The organism is Bradyrhizobium sp. cir1 (genome assembly GCF_014198245.1).
Classification (GTDB): Bacteria; Pseudomonadota; Alphaproteobacteria; order Rhizobiales; family Xanthobacteraceae; genus Bradyrhizobium.
The window spans coordinates 1-19,549 of the sequence record NZ_JACIHE010000031.1 but is presented as its reverse complement, the minus strand read 5'-3'; the positions used below and the strand labels follow the sequence as shown (position 1 = coordinate 19,549).

The following is a 19,549-nucleotide window of genomic DNA, read 5'->3' as shown; positions in this document are numbered from 1 at the left end:
GCTTGCGCTTCGCGCAATCCGCCCGGCTAACCCACCCTACGATTCCACCCAAGTGGAGGAAACGATGACAACACTCCCCGACATCCCCCTGCCCGCCGGAATCCGCTCGCGTTATGTCGATGGCATCAACGGCTTGCGCATGCATGTGCTCGAAGCAGGTTTCGAGACCAGGGGCCGTCCCTGCATCCTGCTGCTGCACGGCTTTCCCGAGCTCGCCTTCTCCTGGCGCAAGGTGATGCCGGCGCTGGCGGCCGCCGGCTATCACGTGATCGCGCCGGACCAGCGCGGCTATGGCCGAACCACGGGATGGACCGCGGACTATGATGGCGATCTCGCGCCGTTCTCTCTCCTCAACCTCGTGCGCGATGCGCTCGCCCTGGTGTCGGCCTTCGGCTACAGGCAGGTCGATCTCGCCGGGCATGATTTCGGCAGCCCGGTCGCGGCGTGGTGCACGCTGATCCGGCCCGACGTGTTTCGTTCGGTGACGCTGATGAGTGCGCCGTTCGGCGGAGCGCCGCCTCTTCCTTTCAACACGGTCGATGCGCCGGCAAGGCCGCCAACCGAAGACCCCGTTCATCGCGAGCTCGCCGCGCTGCCGCGCCCGCGCAAGCACTATCAATGGTATTACGCGACACGTCCGGCCAACGCGGACATGCAGCACGCGCCGCAGGGCGTGCATGATTTCCTGCGCGCCTATTATCATCAGAAGAGTGCGGACTGGATCGACAACAAGCCGTATCCGCTCAAGTCCTGGTCCGCAGGCGAGCTTGCAAAACTACCGACCTATTATGTGATGGATCTGAACGAGACCATGGCGGAGACGGTCGCGAAGGAGATGCCCTCGCCCGCCGCGATCGCCGCCAATCAATGGCTGCCGGACAGCGACCTCGCCTACTACAGCGCCGAATATGGCCGCACCGGATTCCAGGGCGGGCTGCAATGGTATCGCTACGGCACGTCGGGCATGCTCAACAACGAGATGCAGCTGTTCGCGGGCCGCAGCATCGACGTGCCCTCCTGCTTCATCTCGGGCAAGCAGGATTGGGGCACCTATCAGCGTCCCGGCGTGTTCGAGGCGATGCAGGGGCGCGGCTGCACGAAGATGCTCGGCTGCCATCTCGTCGACGGCGCCGGCCATTGGGTGCAGCAGGAGCAGCCGGCCGAGGTGAGCCGGTTGCTGCTCGACTTCCTCGCAAAGGCCGGCACGGCCTGATTTGACCCGGAAACGACGGCGCTCTATATAGTTTAGAACAATTCTAAACTACCAAAACAGGGCCGCCGTGAAGAATTTTGCCGATCTGACCGAGCGCGAGGTGCTGGCGGTCGCGATCTCCTCCGAGGAGGAGGACAGCCGCATCTACATGACCTTCGCCGAGGATCTGAAGGAGCGCTATCCCGACTCGGCCAAGCTGTTCGAGCAGATGGCCGAGGAGGAGCGCGGCCATCGCCACATGCTGCTGGAATTGTACGAGCAGCGCTTCGGCCAGCATCTGCCGCCAATCCGCCGCGAGGACGTCAAGGGCTTTCTGCGCCGCCGCCCGATCTGGCTGACCAAGAACCTGCCGCTCGACACCATCCGAAGGGAAGTCGAGACCATGGAGCTCGAGGCCGAGCGCTTCTACGCCAAGGCCGCCGAGCAGGCCGAGGATGTCAATGTGCGCCGGCTGCTCGGCGACCTCGCCGAGGCCGAGAAGAACCATGAGCACACGGCAGCCCGACTGACCGACGAGATCCTGAAGCCCGACGTGCGCGCCGAGGAGGACCGCACGCGGCGTCGCATGTTCGTGCTGCAATATGTGCAGCCGGGCCTCGCCGGCCTGATGGACGGTTCGGTCTCGACGCTGGCGCCGCTGTTCGCGGCGGCCTTCGCCACGCATCAGAACTGGCAGACGTTCCTCGTCGGCCTCGCCGCCTCGATCGGCGCCGGCATCAGCATGGGGTTTGCGGAAGCGCTGTCCGACGACGGCTCGCTGACCGGGCGCGGCTCGCCCTGGCTGCGCGGCGTCACCTGCGGCGCGATGACGACGCTTGGCGGGCTCGGCCACACCGCGCCGTATCTCGTGCCCGACAGCTGGGCGAACGCATTCTGGATCGCGACGGGAATCGCCTGCGTCGTCGTGTTCTTCGAACTGTGGGCAATCGCCTTCATCCGCTCGCGCTACATGGACACGCCGTTCCTCCAGGCGGTGTTCCAGATCGTGCTCGGCGGCGCCATCGTGCTGGCGGTGGGGATAGTGATCGGAGCGGCGTAGCGGCCCCACGCGCGCTGTCATGCCCCGCGAAGGCGGGGCATCCAGTACGCCGCGGCGGATATAGTGAGAGCGAGCTCTCCAACGCAGGCCTCTGGAATACTGGATCGCCCGGTCAAGCCGGGCGATGACAGCGAAATTCTCGACTCGATCCGTTCCGTCCCGCCGGCATATCAATCTCGGTCAAACAGCGGTTGCGGCGTTCGGCCAAACTGCGCATCATCCCTAGACAACCAGAGCGGGAGAAGCGCCGTGGCCAAATCGGAATGGAGTTTCAAGAGTGCGGTCGAGCTGTCAGCCGCATTGAGCGCGAAGAAGGTCTCGGCGGTCGAGCTCACGCAGGATGCGATCGCCCGTATCGAGCGTCACGACGGCAAGATCAACGCGGTCTGCGTGCGGGATTTCGATCGTGCGCTCGGCGCGGCGCGCGAGGCCGACGCCGCACTGGCCCGCGGCGAGCGCAAGCCGCTGCTCGGCCTGCCCTTGACGATCAAGGAATCCTTCAACATCGCCGGCCTGCCGACGACCTGGGGCTTCGTGCCGCAGAAGGATTTCAAGCCCGTGGAAGACGCGCTGCCGGTGGCCCGCATCAAGCAGGCCGGCGGCGTGATCCTCGGCAAGACCAACGTGCCGGTCGGCCTCGCCGACTGGCAGAGCTACAACGACATCTACGGCACCACGAACAACCCCTATGATCTCGGCCGCACACCGGGTGGATCGTCCGGGGGATCGTCGGCAGCCCTTGCCGCAGGTTATTGCGCGCTCGCCACCGGCTCCGACATCGGCGGCTCCCTGCGTGTGCCGGCATTTCATTGCGGCATCTTCGCGCACAAGCCGACCATCAATCTCTGCCCGGCGCGCGGTGAGACCCCGCCGCCGTTTCCGGCCCTTCCGCGCGAGGGCGACCTCGCCGTCATCGGCCCGATGGCGCGCACCGCTGCGGATCTTTCCTTGCTGCTCGACGTCATGGCCGGACCGGATCCGCTGGAAGCCGGTGTCGCCTACAAGCTCGACCTGCCTGTCGCACGACATCAGTCGCTGCGGGATTTTCGTGTCCTGGTGATCGACAGCCATCCGCTGCTGCCGACCGACCGGGACGTCCGCGGCGCGATCGACAAGCTCGCCGCGGATCTTGCGAAGGCTGGCGTGGCGGTCGCGCGCGAGAGCGCGCTGCTGCCGGATTTCGCGGAGACGTCGCGGCTTTACATGCGCATGCTGCTGGGATTCCTCGGCGCGTTCTTCCTGCCCGACGAACTGGCGGATTCGCGGGCACGGGCGAGCCAGCTGTCGCCGGAGGACCGCAGCCTCGCTGCCGAGCGGCTGCGCGGCACGATTGCAAGCCACCGCGCCTGGGTGCTCGACGCGGGTAGCCGCGCCGGCCTGCGTGCGCAATGGCGCGCGCTGTTCAACAGATTCGACGCGGTGATCTGCCCGATCATGCCGACGCCGGCCTTTCCGCATGATCATTTGCCGGAACAGCGCCTGCGACGCATCAGTATCGACGACACGGATTATCCCTATGTCGACCAGCTTGCCTGGCCCGGCATCGCGACGCTTCCGGGCCTGCCTGCGACGGCCGTTCCGCTCGGCCTGTCGAAAGACGGCCTGCCGGTCGGCGTGCAGATCGTCGGCCCGTGGCTGGAAGATCGCACGCCGCTGAAGCTCGCCGAATTGATCGAGAGGGAGTTCGGCGGGTTCGCGCCACCGCCATTGTTTGATGATTAGTCCCTCCCGTCATTGCGAGGAGCTCTTGCGACGAAGCAATCCAGACTGCGTCCACGGAGACATTTCTGGATTGCTTCGCTTCGCTCGCAATGACGGGGTAAAATAACATGGAGATTCCGGGTTCGCGCTCCGCGCGCCCCGGAATGACAGGGAGGAAACTCAATGAGCCATGATCTCGAACAGCTCACCGCGCTCAACCGCGACTACGTCGCCTCGGTGCAGAACTGCGACGTCAGGCGCTTCGACGAGATCCTGGCACCGGAGTTCTACTGCTCCAATCCCGACAAGACGCTGGTCGATCGCGCCGCCTTCCTGGAGCAGACCGCGCGGCCGATCGCGATCCGCAATCTGCATGCGCACGACGTCATCATCCGCATCATGGGCGATTTTGCGATCATCCACGCCGCGACCAGCTACACCACGTCCGACGGTCAGCAGGCGACGGGGCGGTATACCGATTGCTGGGCGAAGAAGAACGGGACATGGCTCGCCGTGTCGGCGCACGTGTCGCGGTGAGGCGACGTAAGCTACTCCCAAACTTCGCTGTCATGCCCCGCGAAGGCGGGGCATCCAGTACTCCGCGGCGGTCATTGGGTCACATAACTGCCGCCGCGGAGTACTGGATCGCCCGGTCGAGCCGGGCGATGACACCCGTTTTGGGGCGGCACCGGCGGGCGCCAGCGCTCAATTATCAAACACGATCACGCTGCGCAGCGTCTTGCCGGCTTTCATGCTGGCGAAGCCCTCGTTGATCTCGCTGAGCCTCAGCTTGGCCGAAATCCAGTCCTCGAGGTGCAGCCGGCCGCGCAGGTAGAAATCGACGAGGCGCGGCATGTCGACGCGGAAATGGTTCGAGCCCATCGAGGAGCCCTGGATCCTGCGCTCGCGCAGGAAGTCGAAGCCGTGCAGCTCGATCTTCTGGCCGAACGGGATCATGCCGACGATGGTGGCGGTGCCGCCGGCGGCGAGCATGCCGAACGCCTGCTCAGCGGTCTCCTTGCGGCCGAGTACCTCGAAGGCGTGATGCACGCCGCCATTGGTGAGGTCGCGCACCTGTTTCACCACGTCGCCGTCGGCGGGATTGATGATGTCGGTGGCGCCGAGCTTGGTCGCGAGCTGGAGTTTTGCCGGATTGGTGTCGATGGCGATGATGCGGCCGGCGCCCGCGATCTGCGCGCCGTTGATCGCGGCCATGCCGACCCCGCCGCAGCCGATCACCGCCACGCTCTCGCCGGCCGTCACTTTCGCCGTGTTCACCACCGCGCCATAGCCGGTGATGACGCCGCAGCCGATCAGCGCGGCGAGATCGAGCGGCATGTCCTTGCGGATCTTCACGATGGCGTTCTCGTGCACCAGCATCTGCTCGGCGAAGGAGGAGAGATTGAGGAACTGGTGCAGCTTCTCGGGCTTCGACCATTGCATGCGATTGGAAACACCCGGCAGCATCTTCACCGTCGCATCGGTGCAGAGCACGGTGCGGCCGGTGGTGCAATTGTCGCAGGTGCCGCAGAACACCGATAGGCAGGTGACCACGTGATCGCCCGGCTTCACATAGGTGACATCGGAGCCGACCTGCTCGACCACGCCGGCAGACTCATGCCCGAGCACCGCCGGCAGCGGATGCGGATAGAGGCCTTCCATGAAGTGCAGATCCGAGTGGCAGAGGCCGGCAACTGCGGTGCGGATCAGCACCTCGCGCGGGCCGGGCTTCGGCAGGCTGACATCCTCGATGACCAGCGGCTGGTTGACTTCATAGAGGACGGCGGCCTTCATCGGGCACTCCCTATCGCTTTTTTTGTTTGATCGTGGAGTGCAGCCTACGCCGCCCGAACCAGTTCGCCAACCTCGCTCATGCCTGCTGAGCGATCGCCGAGCAGCAGCGCGGCGATCTTCGCCTGCGCGGCATTTTCCGTCAGCCGGAACGGATCGCTCGGCGTCACGCGATGGTCGATCACCAGCCGCGACAGCAGCAGACGGCGCGCATCGCCGCGCATCTCGTGGATACGGTGCGACTCCCATGCCAGCGCGACCGCGCTGGCGACGTGATAGAGCAGGCTGGTGGCGCGGCGCGCATCGGCCTCGTTCTCCGACTTGCCCGCGACCTCGCGTGCGAAGCCGACGGCGCGATCGACGAGGCCGCGCAGATTGTCGCGCCAGGCCTGCGGCACCGACGCGCTGTCGTCGAGCCGCGCATGCAGATCGGCCGCGAGCGCGGATTCGGCGCCATGGCGGCCGACGGCGCGCCGCAGCGCGTCGATCGCGACGATGTTGCCGGTGCCTTCCCAGACCGAGCCGAGATGCGCATCGCGCAGCAGGCGTGGGGTCGCGAATTGCTCGATGTAGCCGATGCCGCCGCGCATCTCGAGCGCATCGCCGCAGACCTTGCGTGCGTCGCGCGTGGCGCGGAATTTCAGCGTCGGGGTCAGGATGCGCAGCAGCGCCGCGGCATCCTGGCTGCCGGCCTCGGCACGATCGAGCGCGTCGGCGGTGAGAAAGCTCATCGACAACCCCTGCTCGACCGGGAGCATGATCTTCAGCATTTGCCGCCGACCGAGCGGCAGATCGATGATGCGCTGGCCGAACACGACGCGGTTGGTCGCCACCGTCATCGCATCGTGATAGGCGCGGCGCATCAGCGCGGTCGACTTGACGCCGTTGGAGAGCCGCGAGGAGTTCACCATCTCGGCCATCTGCACGAAACCGCGGTCGAGCTTGCCGACCGCGTAAGCAATCGCGCCTTCGAGCTTGATCTCGCCCGAGGCCATCGAGCGCGTGCCGAGCTTGTCCTTGAGGCGCACGATCCGGTAGTGGTTCTGCGAGCCGTCGTCGAGGAAGCGCGGCATCAGGAACAGGCCGACGCCGCGCGTGCCGGGGCCGGCGCCTTCAGGGCGCGCCAGCAGCATCACGACTTTCGCATCGGCATTCGAGCAGAACCATTTTTCGCCAGTGAGGCGCCAATGGTCGCCCTCCTGCACCGCGCGCGTGGTCAGCGTGCCGACGTCGGACCCGCCCTCCTTCTCGGTCATGAACTGGCCGCCCTGGGTCAGCTTGCTCATGTCGGTCGAGGTCAAGCCGTCCAGATATTTCGCCTTCAGCGCCTCGCTGCCGAAATTCGCCAGCAGCTTGGCGCAGCCGTCGGTGACGTTGATCGGGCAGCCCATGCCGAATTCGGTCTGGTTGAACAGGAAGGTGAAGGCGTGCTTGGCGACAACAGGATATTTGTCCGGCCAGCCCATGATGCCCTTGCGGAGCGAGAGCGCGTGAATGCCGAACTGGCCGAACGCGGCGTTCTCCAGCTCGCGATAGGCCGGGTGATATTCGATCCACTGCACGTCGCGGCCGAACTTGTCGCGCTGGTGCAGCACCGGCGTGTGCCGGTCGGCGAGCCGCGCGCACTCGTCGAGCACGCCGCCGGCGAGCTCGCCGAGGCGGTCGAGATGCGGCTCGATGTGGCGGAATAGCGTGTCCGGCAGATGGATGCGGAGCAGGTCCGTCAGCGCCGGATCGGCGCGATAGAAATTCATGCCGGTGGTGTCGGGTGCCAGCAGGCCGGACTGCTCGGCCGAGGCATTTTTTGGCTGTGCTGTGACCGGCTTGAGCATGATCGTCCTCTTCGTTTCCGTCCCGCGGACATTTTGCACTGTTTTGGCGCTTGCCGCTTTGGATGATGTCGATCATGCTCCAGTCAGGAAGCGCGATAAAGCCGCAAATTGTCAGGGAGGCATGATCGCCGTGACGGAGCAATTCGCTCTGCGGAATTGTTATCGGCCCGGCTGGTTGTCCGCGCGGCGGATGCATAGATCAGCGGCTTCCTCCTTCCGAGAGATCACGCGATGGAACACCCGAAATACAAGATCGCCCTCATTGTCGGCGCCGGTGAAGGCCTGAGCGCCTCGCTGGCCCGGCTTCTGGCCGCGCAAGGAATCCGCGTCGCGCTCGCCGCGCGCAAGATCGAGAAGCTCGGCGCGCTCTGCAGCGAGACCGGCGCGAAAGCCTATGCCTGCAACGCCACCAAGCCGGAGGAGGTCGAGCGGCTGTTCGGCCTGGTCGAGCGCGAGATCGGCACACCCGACCTCGTCGTCTACAATGCCAGCGGCCGCACGCGCGGGCCGTTCGTGGACCTGATCCCCGCCGACGTCGCGCAGGCGATCGCGGTCAGCGCCTATGGCGGCTTCCTGGTGGCGCAGCAGGCGGCGAGGCGCATGCTGCCGAACCAGCACGGCGCGATCCTGTTCACCGGCGCTTCCGCCAGCGTCAAGGGCTACGCGCAGTCCGCCTCCTTCGCTATGGGCAAGTTCGCGCTGCGCGGGCTCGCGCAGAGCCTGGCGCGCGAATTGTCGCCGCAGGGCATCCATGTCGCGCATTTCGTCATCGACGGCGGCATCCGTAGCGCGGCGCGCACGGAAGCAGCCGACAAGCCGGATTCAATGCTCGATCCCGATGCCATCGCGCAGAGCTATTGGAACGTGTTGCAGCAGCCGCGCAGTGCCTGGAGCTGGGAGCTGGAGCTGCGGCCCTGGATGGAGAAGTTTTGAAGCGATAACTTAACAACAACCGTCATTGCGAGCGCAGCGAAGCAATCCAGAAATGTCTCCGCGGAAGCAGACTGGATTGCTTCGCTTCGCTCGCAATGACGAAGGGAGGGAGGCGACATGACCACGGAAACCACCATCGACACCGGCACCCATGAACTCCTCTGCGTCATCCGCGACCGCGTCGCGGTCATCACGCTGAACCGGCCGGAGGCGCGCAATTCGCTGTCGGACGCGCTGACGCCGGCGCTGCGCACCATGATCCGGAGCTGCGGCGAGGACCCGAACGTCGGCGCACTGCTGCTCACCGGCGCGGGCGAGGCGTTCTGCGCCGGCGGCAACGTCAAGGGCATGGGCGCGCATCGCGCCCCCAGAAAGCTGGAGATGTCGCTGGAGGATCGCATCGCCGATCTGCAGGAGCGGCAGCGGCTGCTGACCGGCGCGCTGGTGTCGGTGCGCAAGCCGACCATCGCCGCGCTGCCCGGCCCCGCTGTCGGCGCCGGGCTCGCCATCGCCATGGCCTGCGACATCCGCATCGCCGCGCAATCGGCCTTCGTCGCCACCGGCTATGCCCGCATCGCGCTCAGCGGCGACTACGGCATCGCCTGGCTGCTCACCCGCCTCGTCGGCACCGCGCGGGCGCGCGAACTGATGTTTACCGGCGATCGCGTCGACGCCACGCGCGCCGAAGCCATCGGCCTCGTCAACCGCGTCGTGCCCGACGACAAATTGCAGACTGAGGCGTTCGCGCTGGCAAGATCGCTCGCCGAAGGCCCGCGCCTCGCGCTGCGCTACATGAAGGACAATCTCGACGAGGCGCTGCTGTTCGACTTCGAAACCGCCAGGGATCACGAAGCCGAGCGGCTGATCCGCCTCACCACGACCGCCGACCACAAGGAAGCCGTGCAGGCCTTCATCGAGAAGCGGAAGACGGTGTTTACGGGGAGGTAGGCGCGCCTGACATCCACGGCGTCATTCCGGGGCGATGCGCAGCATCGAACCCGGAATCCATTGGGCCGCAAGGCGAGCCGTGAAATGGATTCCGGGTTCGCGCTATGCGCGCCCCGGAATGACGCTGGAGAGAGATCGCAAAGCAAAAAAACGCCCGGCTCTGGCTTGGCCAGGCCGGGCTTGCAGTGGTGTCAGGCCGAGGCTGAGGGGCTGTCGGCCTGACGGGAAAGGGCGGCGAGGCGCCAGCTCGCGCAGGGAATGTCTTTTGGCGCGACGCTGATTTCCTTGTCGAAGCGCACCAGCTTCCAGTCGTCGGGATGATTGACGAAGGCGAAGCCGGATTTGCGCGCCAGCGAGACCATGGCCTCGTTGGAGCGCAGCGTGTCGCCGAACATGTGCTCGGCGCCGAGCGCCGCGGCACGGCATTCGAGATTCTTCATCAGCGCAGTGGCGATGCCATGGCCGTGCCAGCGGTCATCGACCGACAGGCCGAACTCCAGCGTCGCGGTTTCCGCATGCAACGCATAGCGCGCTTCAGCGATGATGGTCTCGAAGCCATCGACCATCATGGTCGCGACGACGGTGAAACGTTCGCGCTCGCCGACCTCGAGGAAATCGTGCAGCAGGCCCTTCGGCAATTCGCTGATCGCTCCAAAGAAGCGGTTGTAGCGGGAGCGGGTCGAGAGCGAGCGGAAATAGTGCTGAAGCTCGTCGGTGTCGCGCGGCTCGACGAAGCGGACGTTGAGCGCCGTGCCGTCGCGGGTGCGCAGCGTATCCGAATATTGCTTCAGGTCTTCGAGGCGGAGAGCGCTCATGACACGAGCCCTCGAGAAAAAGGGACCGCCGGCGCCCCTGTGAATAGGCGGCGCCGGCCTGGCGGCCAATCAGGCCCGCCAGAAGGGTTTGTCGGCCTCGTAGGCGATGTCGGACCAGGACAGCCCGACGTCTTGAAGATCGCGGGCGGTCCAGTTGGTCAGCTCGCGCCTGTTACGATAGCGCTCGTGCCAGACGTGAAGGGTCTCGCCGATCTGGTAGAGCAAGCCGTGCGCATGATGATTTGTCATCGAATTGTCGGTCAAAGTAGACATTTTCAGCTCCTGGAGCTAAGTTGACCGCTAATATCTGCTTCCGAGTGCGCTGCGACAAACGACAATTTGTACCCTTTCGCATGAAATAACGTCATGCATCCTGCTGCCAGATGACTGCCAGATTGCCCTCCCTGAACGGATTGCGGGCGTTCGAGGCCGCCGCGCGCCATCTCAGCTTCACGCTGGCGGCCAGCGAGCTGAACGTGACCCAGACCGCGATCAGCCATCAGATCCGCAGGCTCGAGGAGGAGCTCGGCATCCGCCTGTTCATCCGGCAGAACCGCGCGCTGGCGCTGACGCCGGAGGCGCGCGACTACCTCCCGGGCGTGCGGGCCGCCTTCAACGACCTCCGCCTTGCCACCGACCGTCTCTTGCGCAAGGACGACGACAAGGTGCTGACGGTCTCGACAATCGCCTCGCTTGCAGCAAAGTGGCTGCTGCCGCGCCTGACCGATTTCCAGGAGAGCCATCCCGGCATCGACGTCCGCATCACCACCTCGACCAGCCTGGTCGACTTCCAGCGCGACAATGTCGATGTTGCGATCCGCTACGGCCGCGGCCAATGGCCGGGCCTGCGCGCCGACTGGCTGATGGCGGACGAGTTGTTTCCAGTGTGCAGCCCCTCGCTGTTGCGCGGTGACAAGCCGCTACGTCGTCCGGAGGATCTGAAGGACCACGTGCTGCTGCACACCAACGTCAGTGACGACTGGCGGCTGTGGCTGACCGCGGCCGGCCTTTCGGCCGGCATCTCCCGGCAGCCCGGCATCACCTTCGACATGACCCTCATGACGGTGCAGGCGGCGATCGACGGCATGGGCGTGGCGATGGGACGGACCTCCTACGTCCAGGACGACATCGCCAAGGGCCGGCTGGTGGTGCCCTTCAAGATCGCGCTCCCGGCGGATGCAGGGTTTTACCTGGTCTCTCCCGACGGCCGCCGAGAGGCGCCGAAGCTCGCCGCATTCCGCCAATGGATCCTCGCTGCGACGCAAAATAAAGCCTGAAAAATCATCAGCTTCCTCCGGAAAACCGGTTGACTCCCCAGCCCTCGCGCGGGAAGGGGTATGACAGATTGTCGCAGCTTCAATCTGTTGCCTTGCCGTGAAATGAGTTCCGGTCCGGCCACGTCATTCCAAGGGGAGCAACGTCATGGCTGGACCAGCCACCTCAACCAATCCGCCCGTGATCAAGTCGCGCATCGGCGCGATCCTGCGCGCCACCAGCGGCAATTTCCTCGAACAGTTCGATTTCTTCCTGTTCGGCTTCTACGCCGCCGCGATCGGCAAGGCGTTCTTCCCCTCGACCAACGAGACCGCCTCGCTGCTCAACACCTTCGGCGTGTTCTGGCTCGGCGCGTTGATGCGCCCCGTCGGCGCCATCGTGCTCGGCGCCTATATCGACCGCATCGGCCGCCGCCAGGGCCTGATCGTCACGCTCGGCATCATGGCGTTCGGCACCGTCGTCATCGCGTTCTGCCCGAGCTACGCGACCATCGGCATCGCGGCGCCGGTCATCGTGCTGATCGGCCGCCTGCTGCAAGGCTTCTCCGCCGGTGTCGAGCTCGGCGGCGTCTCGGTGTATCTCGCGGAAATCGCAACGCCCGGCAACCGCGGCTTCTACACCTCGTTCCAGTCCTCGAGCCAGCAGGTCGCGATCTTCGTAGCCTCGATCCTCGGCTATCTCCTGTCCGAGGTGATGCCGGCCGATACCGTCGCATCCTGGGGCTGGCGCATTCCGTTCTTCGTCGGCTGCCTGATCATTCCGCTGATCTTCGTCCTGCGGCGCACGCTGGAGGAAACGCCGGCCTTCCTTGCTATGAAGAAGCACCCGACCGCCAGCGAAGTGTTCGCCTCCGCGCTCGCCAACTGGCGCATCGTGCTCCTCGGCATGATGATCGCGATCCTGACCACGACGACGTTCTACTTCGTCACCGTCTACACGCCGACCTTCGGCAAGACCGTGCTGAAGCTGTCGACGCAGGACGCGCTGCTCGTGACGCTGCTGGTGGCGGTCACCAACTTCATCTGGAATCCGGTCGGCGGTGCCCTCTCCGACCGCATTGGCCGCAAGCCCGTGCTGATCGGGATCGCCGGCCTCGCGCTGGTGACTGCCTATCCGGCGCTGTCCTGGCTGGTGGCTGCACCGACCTTCGGCAAGCTGCTCGCGGTCGAGATGATGTTCTCGTTCTATTTCGGCATGTACAGCGGCACCATGCTCGGCGCCCTCGTCGAGATCGTGCCGGCGCATGTGCGCACCACCTGCTTTTCGCTCGCCTTCGCCCTCGCCGCCGCGCTGTTCGGCACCTTCACGCCGTTCGCCTCGACCTGGCTGATCGACACCACCGGCAACAAGGCCGCGCCCGGCGCCTGGCTGATGTTCGCCGCCCTGCTCGGCATCATCGCGGCGTCGATCGTCTACCGCGACGGTGGCAAGGCGGTGCCGACGTATGATGCGGCGGCGGAGCCGGTTGCGGGGCATTAATCAGCGCAGAGCCCGCTTTCTTCACCTCTCCCCGCCTGCGGGGCGAGGTCGGATCGCTCTTGCGATCCGGTGAGGGGTACAGGTCTCACAACGATCTCATTCGCGGAGAGAAGCCCCTCACCCCAACCCTCTCCCCGTAAGAACGGGGCGAGGGAGCGCACCGCCGGTGCGGCTTAGAGTTCGACCACCACGTAATCGCTCTCGACCTTCACCGTAACAGTCTCCGCCACGTACGGCCCCTTCACCACGCTCGCGCCCGGCTCGACATGGGCCGGATAGGCCTTCACGCGGAAGCGGCGGGGATCGCAGTAGGATTGTCCGGTGCGGATATCGAATTCCCAGCCGTGCCAGGGGCAGCGGATGATCTCACCTAACTTTGTGTATTCGATCTCGCCGGGATTGCTCGACTGGGCGAGGCCGATCAGCGGGCCTTCGCACAATGCCGCGCCCTGATGCGGGCAGCGGTTCATCAGGCCGAAATACTCGCCCTTGATGTTGAAGATCGCGATCGGCCGTCCGTCGATCTCCAGGAATTTTCGCGTGCCCGGCGGAAGTTCATCCACTGGCGCAATCACATGACGCGCCATGCTTTATGTCTTCCGCATGATCTTATCGAAAAACCGCTTCACACTTTTTCGGATCATGCGGCGATCCCATACAGCTTCTTCGCATTGCCGAGATAGAACGCCTCGCGGTTGGCCTCGCTGACACCCGCTGGCAGCACGCGCGACGGCTCATCATAGTCCCAATGCGGATAGTCGGTCGCGAACAGCAACTTGTCCCAGCCGATCCATTTGATGACGTCGAACAGATCCTCACGCCGCTCCGGATCCTCCATCGGCTGCGTCGTCCACCACACCTGCTCGCGGATATATTCCGACGGCGGGCGCTTCACATGCGGGACCTCGCTGCGCAGCCGCTGCCAGGCCTTGTCGAGCCGCCACGCCAGCGACGGCGCCCAACCGAAGCCGGCCTCGATCATCACCATCTTCAGTTTCGGGAAACGCTCGAACACGCCCTCAAGCACAATGCTCGCCAGCGCCGATTGCTGGCACTGCGAGTGTCCCACCATCTCCTCGATGTAGTAGCTCGGCCAGCCCGACGGCGTGATGGGGTTGCCGCCGAAGCCGAAGGCATGCACGCCGACGGGAAGACCGGCTTCTTCCGCGGCCTGATAGATCGGCCAGTAGCGGCGCTGGCCGAGGGGCTCGACGTTGCGGCTGAGCAGCAGTACCTGCACGAAATTCTTGTCGCCGGCGCGCTCGCGGATCTCGGCAGCGGCCGACAGCCCGTCCTCATTGCCGACGACAATGGACGCCTTCAGACGCTTGTCCTTGCTGGTCCATTTGTCGATCTGCCAGTCGTTGATAGCCGAGCACAGCGCGGCCGAGAGCTCGTGATTGCGGATGCCCTGCCCGGTGTTGAGCGGATTGAGCACGCCAAGCTGCACATTGTTGGGATCGAGCAATTGCTTCTGCATGAAGGAGAGCGAGGAGCCCTGCGGGCCGCCCTCCGGCGGATAGGCATCGCGGCGCGAGGCATTTGGCTGGGCCTTCGGATAGGGCGGGCCTTCCATCATGCCCTGATAGGCATGGACGCCGTAGATCTCGAGATGATGCTGCCAGCGCTTGGCGAGGTAGGGATAGAGCTCGGTGCGGGTGGCGCGTGCCGGGTGGATGTCGCAGTCCGCGATCGCGGTTTTGGCGGTCAGTGGGGAAGCGGCCTCTTGGTTCTCGCGGAACTGGATATTCATCGCCTTGCCTCCTTTGGCAGCGGGCTCATTTCAGGCGGGGATAGGTTGCATACGGATTGTCGATCATGATCTTGCGCACGAGATCGGGGGACAGACCTTCGGGCAACGCGTCCTGGCCGTCGAACTGCCAGTGCGGATAGTCCGTGGAGAATAAGACCAATTCGTCCGACTGCATATGCTCAAACAGGCGAATTAATGTCTCGGGTTCCGGTGGCGCATCAAATGGCTGTAACGAGAAGCGGATGTTGCTGCGCACAAGTTCCAGCGGCGCGCGATCGACCCACGGCGTCTCCATCCGCACCCCGCGCCAGAACTTGTGCAACCGCCAGAGGTAGGGCGCGATCCAGGAGACGCCGGATTCCAGCATCACCATCTTCAGGCGGGGATATTTGGCGAACACGCCTTCGACGATCGCGCTGGTGAGCTGGGTCTGGAACGCCTGGGCCTGACCGACATAATCCTCGATGTGATAGGACCCCCATCCCACCGCAGTCGGCGGATTGTGATAGGCGGAACCGGCGTGGACGCCGATCGGCAGGTCGAGCCGTTCCGCGGCTTCATAGATCGGCCACAGCGCGCGCTTGCCGAGCGGCGTGTCGCTCATAACAAGCATCAACACCTGCACGAAGCGCCGGTCCTTGGCGCAGCGCTCGATCTCGGCGACGGCCTTTTCGACGCTTTGCGTGGGGATCACGATCGAGCCGCGCAGTCGCTTGTCGCGATCGAGCCACTCCTTCACGAGCCAGTCGTTCAACGCGCGGCAGAAGGCGGCCTGCAAATCTTCCGAAAACACCATCTGCACGCCATAGAGCGGATTGCAGATGGCGTAGCTGAGCTGGAAGGGATCGAGCACATGGTGCTGCATGGCCTCCAGGCTCTCGCCCGGCTTGCCGCTTTCGGGCCGCCAGTCAGGGCGCGCCGTGATCGGCGAGTTCTGCGGATAGGATTGCGAGACGAGATCGACCATGCCGCGTGTCGTCACCTGATCGCGCCAATAGTCGTTCAGGTACGGCAGCAGGCTGGTCAGATGCGGCACGGCCGGATGCACGTCGCAATCGATACCGCCGGCGATCAGGGACGCCATGACGTCTCCCTTCTCACGTTTCCTCGCATGTCTGTTCTTGTACCCGCCATTCAAGCAGGCCTGCCGGTCGCCCGCAACTCGGCCAAGCCTCCTGTCATATGCTAGGAAAGCTGAGCTCGGTTGCGAAGGGATAAGGGGTTCAAGAGATGAAAGAGCTCGTTGGAATTGCGGAACAGGTCGCGGCCCAACTGATCGCGCGCAAACAGACCATTGCGGTTGCGGAATCATCGACCGGCGGTCTGATCGCGGCCAGCCTGCTCGCGGTGCCCGGGGCGTCGGCCTATTTCCTCGGCGGCGCCGTGGTCTACACCCGCGATGCCAGGCGCGTGCTGATGGATATTTCGGATGAAGGAATGAAGGGCTTTCGCTCCTCATCGGAGCCCTATGCAAAACTCCTGGCCGAACAGATGCGCAGCCGCTTCAATTGCGACTGGGGCCTGTCCGAGACCGGCGCAGCCGGCCCCACCGGCAACCGCTACGGCGACGCCGCCGGCCACAGCTGCATGGCCGTCGTGGGCCCTGCAGCGGAGGTGATGACGCTGGAGACTGATAGCAATGACCGATTTGCTAACATGCAGGTGTTTGCAGCGACGGCGCTGAGGTTGTTGTTGAGGAAGCTGGAGGGGTGAACTTTTCGGAGGCGACAGCGGCCACACTTTCTGAACCGTCATCCTGAGGTGCGAGACACGCGGCGCAACGCGCCACGTGACGAGCCTCGAAGGATGAACGGCCGAGATGCAGCCGGGCCGTCGCCCTTCGAGGGCCGCTGAAGAAGCGGCCACCTCCAGCGACAACGGCTTCGCCGTTGCGCGGGGGTGACGGTGAGAGATTTGTGCTCGCGGCAACGACCGTTGTCACCGTCCCAAATGCCGCATGAAGATCCGCACCACATAGCCCTGCACCCGCGGCGCCTCGTCGTAGAGGTCCGACGCGATGCGTTCGATGGTCTCGCGCAGGGACAGGAATTGCGCCTGCCGCGCGCTGCTCTCGGTGCCCTGCATGCCCGCAAGCTCGTCCATCGCGGCGTCGGAGATCTGGCACTGCACGACCTCGCCATCGTTCAGCATGGTGAAGCGAAAGGCCAGCCGGCCCAGATCATGGCCAATGATCCTGTCGCGCAAAAGTGGCATCAAGTCGTCCCGGTCGCGCCCCCGCGACGGACAATGCTGAAAATCTGATGCGTTGTCACCACCCGCGCCAGGGGACATGGCGGTCTTACGAGGCTCGTCAACAGCGCGCTCGCGTCAGCCCGCCACGCTCCGACCTCAATAGACAAGCGCCGTTCCGGCCGGCTTGTCCAGCGCCGCGGCCAGCGATCGATATTCCTCGCAGTCCGTCCCGCAGATGGAAGCTATCCGACCGAGGTGATAGAGCGCTTGCTCGCGGTTGCCGCGCTCGAGCTGCCACAGTCCATAATATTGCCACGTCAGCACGTGGTTCGGATCCGCCTGCAAGGCGCGCTCGTACCAGACCTGCGACTGTTCGTAGTCGCCGAGCTTGCGGTAGGCGTAGCCGATGAGGTTGGCGACGTTCGGATGCTCGTCATGGCCGAGCGACTTCAACTGCGCGATCGCGGCCGCATAGTCGTTGTGCTCGTAGATGGTATCATAGGCGGCGCGATAGCCGGCGGCGAAAGCGGGATCGCCGATGCTGGATTGGCTGCCTTGCTTCTTGCCCTTCTGGCTTGCCTTGGCGCCCGGCCGCTTCGGATAGGTTGGCTGCGGCTTCTGATCCGAATAGGCGCCGGCATAGGGATCGGTCGAACTGCCACCGCCACCGCCTCCTCCACCACCGCCCGCGGCGAGCGCCGGCGAGTTCAACAGCGCTGCCGCAAATGTACCGAGCGTGACGAGCCTGATCATCCCAGCGAACATCTTCGTCTCCTGTCCTGCTTCAAGCGGCCCCGGACGAATTGATAACCCTGCCTCGGCAGCGATATTCCGGGGCGCTGCGCTCACGGAGACGTCAGCGTTCGTACGACAGTTCTGTTGTCCTTTACTGGAACGCCACTTCGGCAAAGCTTCTCAGCTTTCGCGAATGCAGGCGTTCTGATTCCTGCTGCTTGAGCCGCTCGAGCGCCTTCAGACCGATCTCGAGATGCTGGCCGACGCGGCGGCGGTAAAATTCGCTGGCCATGCCCGCGAGCTTGATCTCGCCATGCAGCGGCTTGTCGGAAACGCACAGCAGCGTGCCGTAGGGGACGCGGAAGCGGTAACCGTTGGCGGCGATCGCAGCCGATTCCATGTCGAGCGCCACCGCGCGCGACTGCGACAGGCGGCGGATCACCTCGCGCCCCGAAATCTCCCAATTGCGGTTGTCGACGCTTGCGACGGTCCCGGTGCGCATCAGGCGCTTGAGCTCGAAGCCTTCGAGGCCGGTGACGTCCTCGACTGCCTCCTCGAGTGCGACCTGCATCTCGGCCAGTGCCGGAATCGGAACCCAGAGCGGCAGCTCGCGGTCGAGCACGTGGTCCTCGCGCACATAGCCGTGCGCGAGCACGTAGTCGCCGAGCCGCTGCGTGTTGCGCAGCCCCGCGCAGTGGCCGAGCATCAGCCAGGCGTGCGGCCTCAGCACCGCGACATGGTCGGTGACGTTGCGCGCGTTGGACGGGCCGGTGCCGATATTGATGAGGGTGATGCCGCGATAATCGGGTTCGACGAGATGGAAGGCCGGCATCTGCGGCGTGCGTACGGGCGCGGCCCCCGTCGTCGCGCCACCGGCGCGCGTGATGACGTTGCCGGGCGCGACAAAGGCTTCGAGGCCGGCCTCGCCAGCCTGAAGCCGCTGCTGGCAGAGCTGCGTGAAGGCGTCGATATAGAACTGGTAGTTGGTGAAGATCACGAAGTTCTGGAAATGCTCGGGATCGGTGCCGGTGTAGTGGTAGAGCCGGCGCAGCGAGTAGTCGACGCGGGCGGCGCGAAACAAGGACAGCGGCTCGGGCGCGCCCGGCTGCAGCTCGAAGGTGCCGTCGGCGATGGCGTCGTCCATGGTGGCAAGGTCAGGCACGTCGAACGCATCGCGCAGCGAGCGCGCGACGGACGAGTTCTCGCTGGTGGTGATGGCGGCCTCGATGTTGATGTCGCGGCGATAGGCGAAGTGGATCGGGATCGGCTCGGCCGACTCGCCGATCTCCACGGGCACACCATGGTTCTGGATCAACAGACCGATCTGCTCGGTCAGATAGGCGCGGAACAGATCCGGCCGCGTGACGCTGGTCTCGTGCACGCCGGGGCCGGCGACGAAGCCGTAGGACAGCCGGGAATCGAGCCGCGCATGCGTCGCGGTGGTGAGGCGGACGAAGGGATAGTAGGCTCGCACCCGCGTGGTGACGGCTTCGCCGCCAACATAGGCCTCAAACCGGTCGCGCAGGAACTTTGTGTTGCGCTCGTAGATCTCTTCGAGGCGGGCGACGGCAAGAGACGCGTCGGAGAAGGATTTGGTGGCGATGGACGGAGGGGACTGCATGTTCGACCGCCGGGTTGCTGGAGCTTGGGATGAACTATAGCAAAGAAGGCGGTGTCGTAGGGTGGGCAAAGCGGAGCGTGCCCACCAATCTGTTCGGCGTGTGGAAGATGGTGGGCACGGCGCATCGCGCCTTTGCCCACCCTTGTTTTAGCGCACTGGATTAGAATGGCCTCGTTCCGTGAGGAATGGCCCAGCCCGGGTGGCCGCCCGAGCTGGGCTGC

The 19,549-nt window shown here is 64.9% G+C and carries 20 protein-coding genes; 10 read left to right on the top strand and 10 right to left on the bottom strand.

The window, feature by feature from the left end; genetic code table 11:
- The first annotated feature begins 64 nt into the window (after nt 1-64).
- The 4 genes from GGD63_RS35415 (at nt 65) to GGD63_RS35400 (ending at nt 4,490) form a co-directional block, all read left to right on the top strand.
- A complete protein-coding gene (locus GGD63_RS35415) occupies nt 65-1,213 on the top strand; it encodes an alpha/beta fold hydrolase (RefSeq protein WP_183249247.1) in 1,149 nt (382 codons plus the stop codon).
- A gap of 67 nt (nt 1,214-1,280) precedes the next feature.
- The gene (mbfA, locus tag GGD63_RS35410; protein ID WP_183249245.1) at nt 1,281-2,252 is read left to right on the top strand and encodes an iron exporter MbfA; all 972 of its coding nucleotides are present in this window, start codon (nt 1,281-1,283) and stop codon (nt 2,250-2,252) included.
- A gap of 249 nt (nt 2,253-2,501) precedes the next feature.
- Complete coding sequence (locus GGD63_RS35405) at nt 2,502-3,974, top strand: amidase (RefSeq protein ID WP_183249243.1); 1,473 nt, start codon at nt 2,502-2,504, stop codon at nt 3,972-3,974.
- A 162-nt stretch (nt 3,975-4,136) separates the two neighbouring features.
- Nucleotides 4,137-4,490, top strand: coding sequence for a nuclear transport factor 2 family protein (locus tag GGD63_RS35400; RefSeq protein ID WP_183249242.1), 354 nt, complete (start codon nt 4,137-4,139; stop codon nt 4,488-4,490).
- 168 nt (nt 4,491-4,658) lie between these two features.
- Here the strand turns inward: GGD63_RS35400 and GGD63_RS35395 are convergent, their stop codons facing one another.
- Entirely contained in the window at nt 4,659-5,747 is a 1,089-nt protein-coding gene (locus GGD63_RS35395; protein WP_183249240.1) for a Zn-dependent alcohol dehydrogenase, read from the bottom strand.
- Between the two features lie 44 nt (nt 5,748-5,791).
- The gene (locus GGD63_RS35390) at nt 5,792-7,576 is read right to left on the bottom strand and encodes an acyl-CoA dehydrogenase family protein (protein WP_183249237.1); all 1,785 of its coding nucleotides are present in this window, start codon (nt 7,574-7,576) and stop codon (nt 5,792-5,794) included.
- 231 nt (nt 7,577-7,807) lie between these two features.
- Here GGD63_RS35390 and GGD63_RS35385 point away from each other — a divergent pair, with 231 nt between their 5' ends.
- Nucleotides 7,808-8,509, top strand: a complete 702-nt coding sequence (locus GGD63_RS35385; RefSeq protein WP_183249234.1) for an SDR family NAD(P)-dependent oxidoreductase — start codon at nt 7,808-7,810, stop codon at nt 8,507-8,509.
- A 117-nt stretch (nt 8,510-8,626) separates the two neighbouring features.
- Nucleotides 8,627-9,457: an enoyl-CoA hydratase gene (locus GGD63_RS35380; protein WP_183249233.1), complete on the top strand. Its 831-nt coding sequence runs from the start codon at nt 8,627-8,629 to the stop codon at nt 9,455-9,457.
- A 191-nt stretch (nt 9,458-9,648) separates the two neighbouring features.
- Here GGD63_RS35380 and GGD63_RS35375 read toward each other — a convergent pair whose 3' ends face one another.
- Nucleotides 9,649-10,272, bottom strand: coding sequence for a GNAT family N-acetyltransferase (locus tag GGD63_RS35375; RefSeq protein WP_183249231.1), 624 nt, complete (start codon nt 10,270-10,272; stop codon nt 9,649-9,651).
- Nucleotides 10,273-10,341: 69 nt separating this feature from the next.
- Nucleotides 10,342-10,545 (bottom strand): DUF1127 domain-containing protein, encoded by a 204-nt coding sequence (locus GGD63_RS35370; protein WP_183249229.1) that lies wholly within the window; start codon nt 10,543-10,545, stop codon nt 10,342-10,344.
- Nucleotides 10,546-10,655: 110 nt separating this feature from the next.
- Between GGD63_RS35370 and GGD63_RS35365 the strand changes: the two genes are divergently transcribed.
- Together GGD63_RS35365 and GGD63_RS35360 are read left to right on the top strand one after the other, a co-directional pair.
- On the top strand, nt 10,656-11,549 hold the full coding sequence (locus GGD63_RS35365) for a transcriptional regulator GcvA (protein WP_018643364.1): 894 nt from the start codon (nt 10,656-10,658) through the stop codon (nt 11,547-11,549).
- Nucleotides 11,550-11,694: 145 nt separating this feature from the next.
- Nucleotides 11,695-13,026: an MFS transporter gene (locus GGD63_RS35360; protein ID WP_183249226.1), complete on the top strand. Its 1,332-nt coding sequence runs from the start codon at nt 11,695-11,697 to the stop codon at nt 13,024-13,026.
- Nucleotides 13,027-13,199: 173 nt separating this feature from the next.
- Here the strand turns inward: GGD63_RS35360 and GGD63_RS35355 are convergent, their stop codons facing one another.
- From GGD63_RS35355 to GGD63_RS35345, 3 genes are read right to left on the bottom strand one after another with little or no spacing between them, the layout of a single operon-like run.
- The gene (locus tag GGD63_RS35355) at nt 13,200-13,613 is read right to left on the bottom strand and encodes a Rieske (2Fe-2S) protein (RefSeq protein WP_183249224.1); all 414 of its coding nucleotides are present in this window, start codon (nt 13,611-13,613) and stop codon (nt 13,200-13,202) included.
- A 53-nt stretch (nt 13,614-13,666) separates the two neighbouring features.
- Nucleotides 13,667-14,779, bottom strand: coding sequence for an amidohydrolase family protein (locus GGD63_RS35350; RefSeq protein WP_183249222.1), 1,113 nt, complete (start codon nt 14,777-14,779; stop codon nt 13,667-13,669).
- 25 nt (nt 14,780-14,804) lie between these two features.
- Nucleotides 14,805-15,863, bottom strand: a complete 1,059-nt coding sequence (locus GGD63_RS35345) for an amidohydrolase family protein (protein ID WP_183249220.1) — start codon at nt 15,861-15,863, stop codon at nt 14,805-14,807.
- 146 nt (nt 15,864-16,009) lie between these two features.
- On the opposite strand from GGD63_RS35345, the gene GGD63_RS35340 reads away from it, so the two are divergent.
- Nucleotides 16,010-16,492, top strand: coding sequence for a CinA family protein (locus tag GGD63_RS35340; RefSeq protein WP_183249218.1), 483 nt, complete (start codon nt 16,010-16,012; stop codon nt 16,490-16,492).
- A gap of 225 nt (nt 16,493-16,717) precedes the next feature.
- Here GGD63_RS35340 and GGD63_RS35335 read toward each other — a convergent pair whose 3' ends face one another.
- The 3 genes from GGD63_RS35335 to GGD63_RS35325 form a co-directional block, all read right to left on the bottom strand.
- Nucleotides 16,718-16,993 carry a DUF1488 family protein gene (locus GGD63_RS35335; RefSeq protein WP_183249215.1) on the bottom strand — a complete coding sequence of 92 codons (276 nt, stop codon included), beginning with the start codon at nt 16,991-16,993 and terminating at the stop codon, nt 16,718-16,720.
- A gap of 135 nt (nt 16,994-17,128) precedes the next feature.
- A complete protein-coding gene (locus GGD63_RS35330; RefSeq protein WP_183249214.1) occupies nt 17,129-17,737 on the bottom strand; it encodes a tetratricopeptide repeat protein in 609 nt (202 codons plus the stop codon).
- Nucleotides 17,738-17,858: 121 nt separating this feature from the next.
- Entirely contained in the window at nt 17,859-19,328 is a 1,470-nt protein-coding gene (locus GGD63_RS35325; RefSeq protein ID WP_183249212.1) for an AMP nucleosidase, read from the bottom strand.
- A gap of 29 nt (nt 19,329-19,357) precedes the next feature.
- Here GGD63_RS35325 and GGD63_RS40685 point away from each other — a divergent pair, with 29 nt between their 5' ends.
- Entirely contained in the window at nt 19,358-19,492 is a 135-nt protein-coding gene (locus GGD63_RS40685) for a hypothetical protein (protein ID WP_283812020.1), read from the top strand.
- The last annotated feature ends 57 nt before the right edge of the window (nt 19,493-19,549 follow it).

What these genes read in the sequence shown, in the direction of transcription:
- GGD63_RS35415 (WP_183249247.1), top strand. Translation starts at nt 65, where the DNA reads ATGACAACACTCCCCGACATCCCCCTGCCCGCCGGAATCCGCTCGCGT.
- GGD63_RS35400 (WP_183249242.1), top strand. Translation starts at nt 4,137, where the DNA reads ATGAGCCATGATCTCGAACAGCTCACCGCGCTCAACCGCGACTACGTC.
- GGD63_RS35395 (WP_183249240.1), bottom strand. Translation starts at nt 5,747, where the DNA reads ATGAAGGCCGCCGTCCTCTATGAAGTCAACCAGCCGCTGGTCATCGAG.
- GGD63_RS35390 (WP_183249237.1), bottom strand. Translation starts at nt 7,576, where the DNA reads ATGCTCAAGCCGGTCACAGCACAGCCAAAAAATGCCTCGGCCGAGCAG.
- GGD63_RS35385 (WP_183249234.1), top strand. Translation starts at nt 7,808, where the DNA reads ATGGAACACCCGAAATACAAGATCGCCCTCATTGTCGGCGCCGGTGAA.
- GGD63_RS35380 (WP_183249233.1), top strand. Translation starts at nt 8,627, where the DNA reads ATGACCACGGAAACCACCATCGACACCGGCACCCATGAACTCCTCTGC.
- GGD63_RS35375 (WP_183249231.1), bottom strand. Translation starts at nt 10,272, where the DNA reads ATGAGCGCTCTCCGCCTCGAAGACCTGAAGCAATATTCGGATACGCTG.
- GGD63_RS35370 (WP_183249229.1), bottom strand. Translation starts at nt 10,545, where the DNA reads ATGTCTACTTTGACCGACAATTCGATGACAAATCATCATGCGCACGGC.
- GGD63_RS35365 (WP_018643364.1), top strand. Translation starts at nt 10,656, where the DNA reads ATGACTGCCAGATTGCCCTCCCTGAACGGATTGCGGGCGTTCGAGGCC.
- GGD63_RS35360 (WP_183249226.1), top strand. Translation starts at nt 11,695, where the DNA reads ATGGCTGGACCAGCCACCTCAACCAATCCGCCCGTGATCAAGTCGCGC.
- GGD63_RS35355 (WP_183249224.1), bottom strand. Translation starts at nt 13,613, where the DNA reads ATGGCGCGTCATGTGATTGCGCCAGTGGATGAACTTCCGCCGGGCACG.
- GGD63_RS35350 (WP_183249222.1), bottom strand. Translation starts at nt 14,779, where the DNA reads ATGAATATCCAGTTCCGCGAGAACCAAGAGGCCGCTTCCCCACTGACC.
- GGD63_RS35345 (WP_183249220.1), bottom strand. Translation starts at nt 15,863, where the DNA reads ATGGCGTCCCTGATCGCCGGCGGTATCGATTGCGACGTGCATCCGGCC.
- GGD63_RS35340 (WP_183249218.1), top strand. Translation starts at nt 16,010, where the DNA reads ATGAAAGAGCTCGTTGGAATTGCGGAACAGGTCGCGGCCCAACTGATC.
- GGD63_RS35335 (WP_183249215.1), bottom strand. Translation starts at nt 16,993, where the DNA reads ATGCCACTTTTGCGCGACAGGATCATTGGCCATGATCTGGGCCGGCTG.
- GGD63_RS35330 (WP_183249214.1), bottom strand. Translation starts at nt 17,737, where the DNA reads ATGTTCGCTGGGATGATCAGGCTCGTCACGCTCGGTACATTTGCGGCA.
- GGD63_RS35325 (WP_183249212.1), bottom strand. Translation starts at nt 19,328, where the DNA reads ATGCAGTCCCCTCCGTCCATCGCCACCAAATCCTTCTCCGACGCGTCT.
- GGD63_RS40685 (WP_283812020.1), top strand. Translation starts at nt 19,358, where the DNA reads ATGAACTATAGCAAAGAAGGCGGTGTCGTAGGGTGGGCAAAGCGGAGC.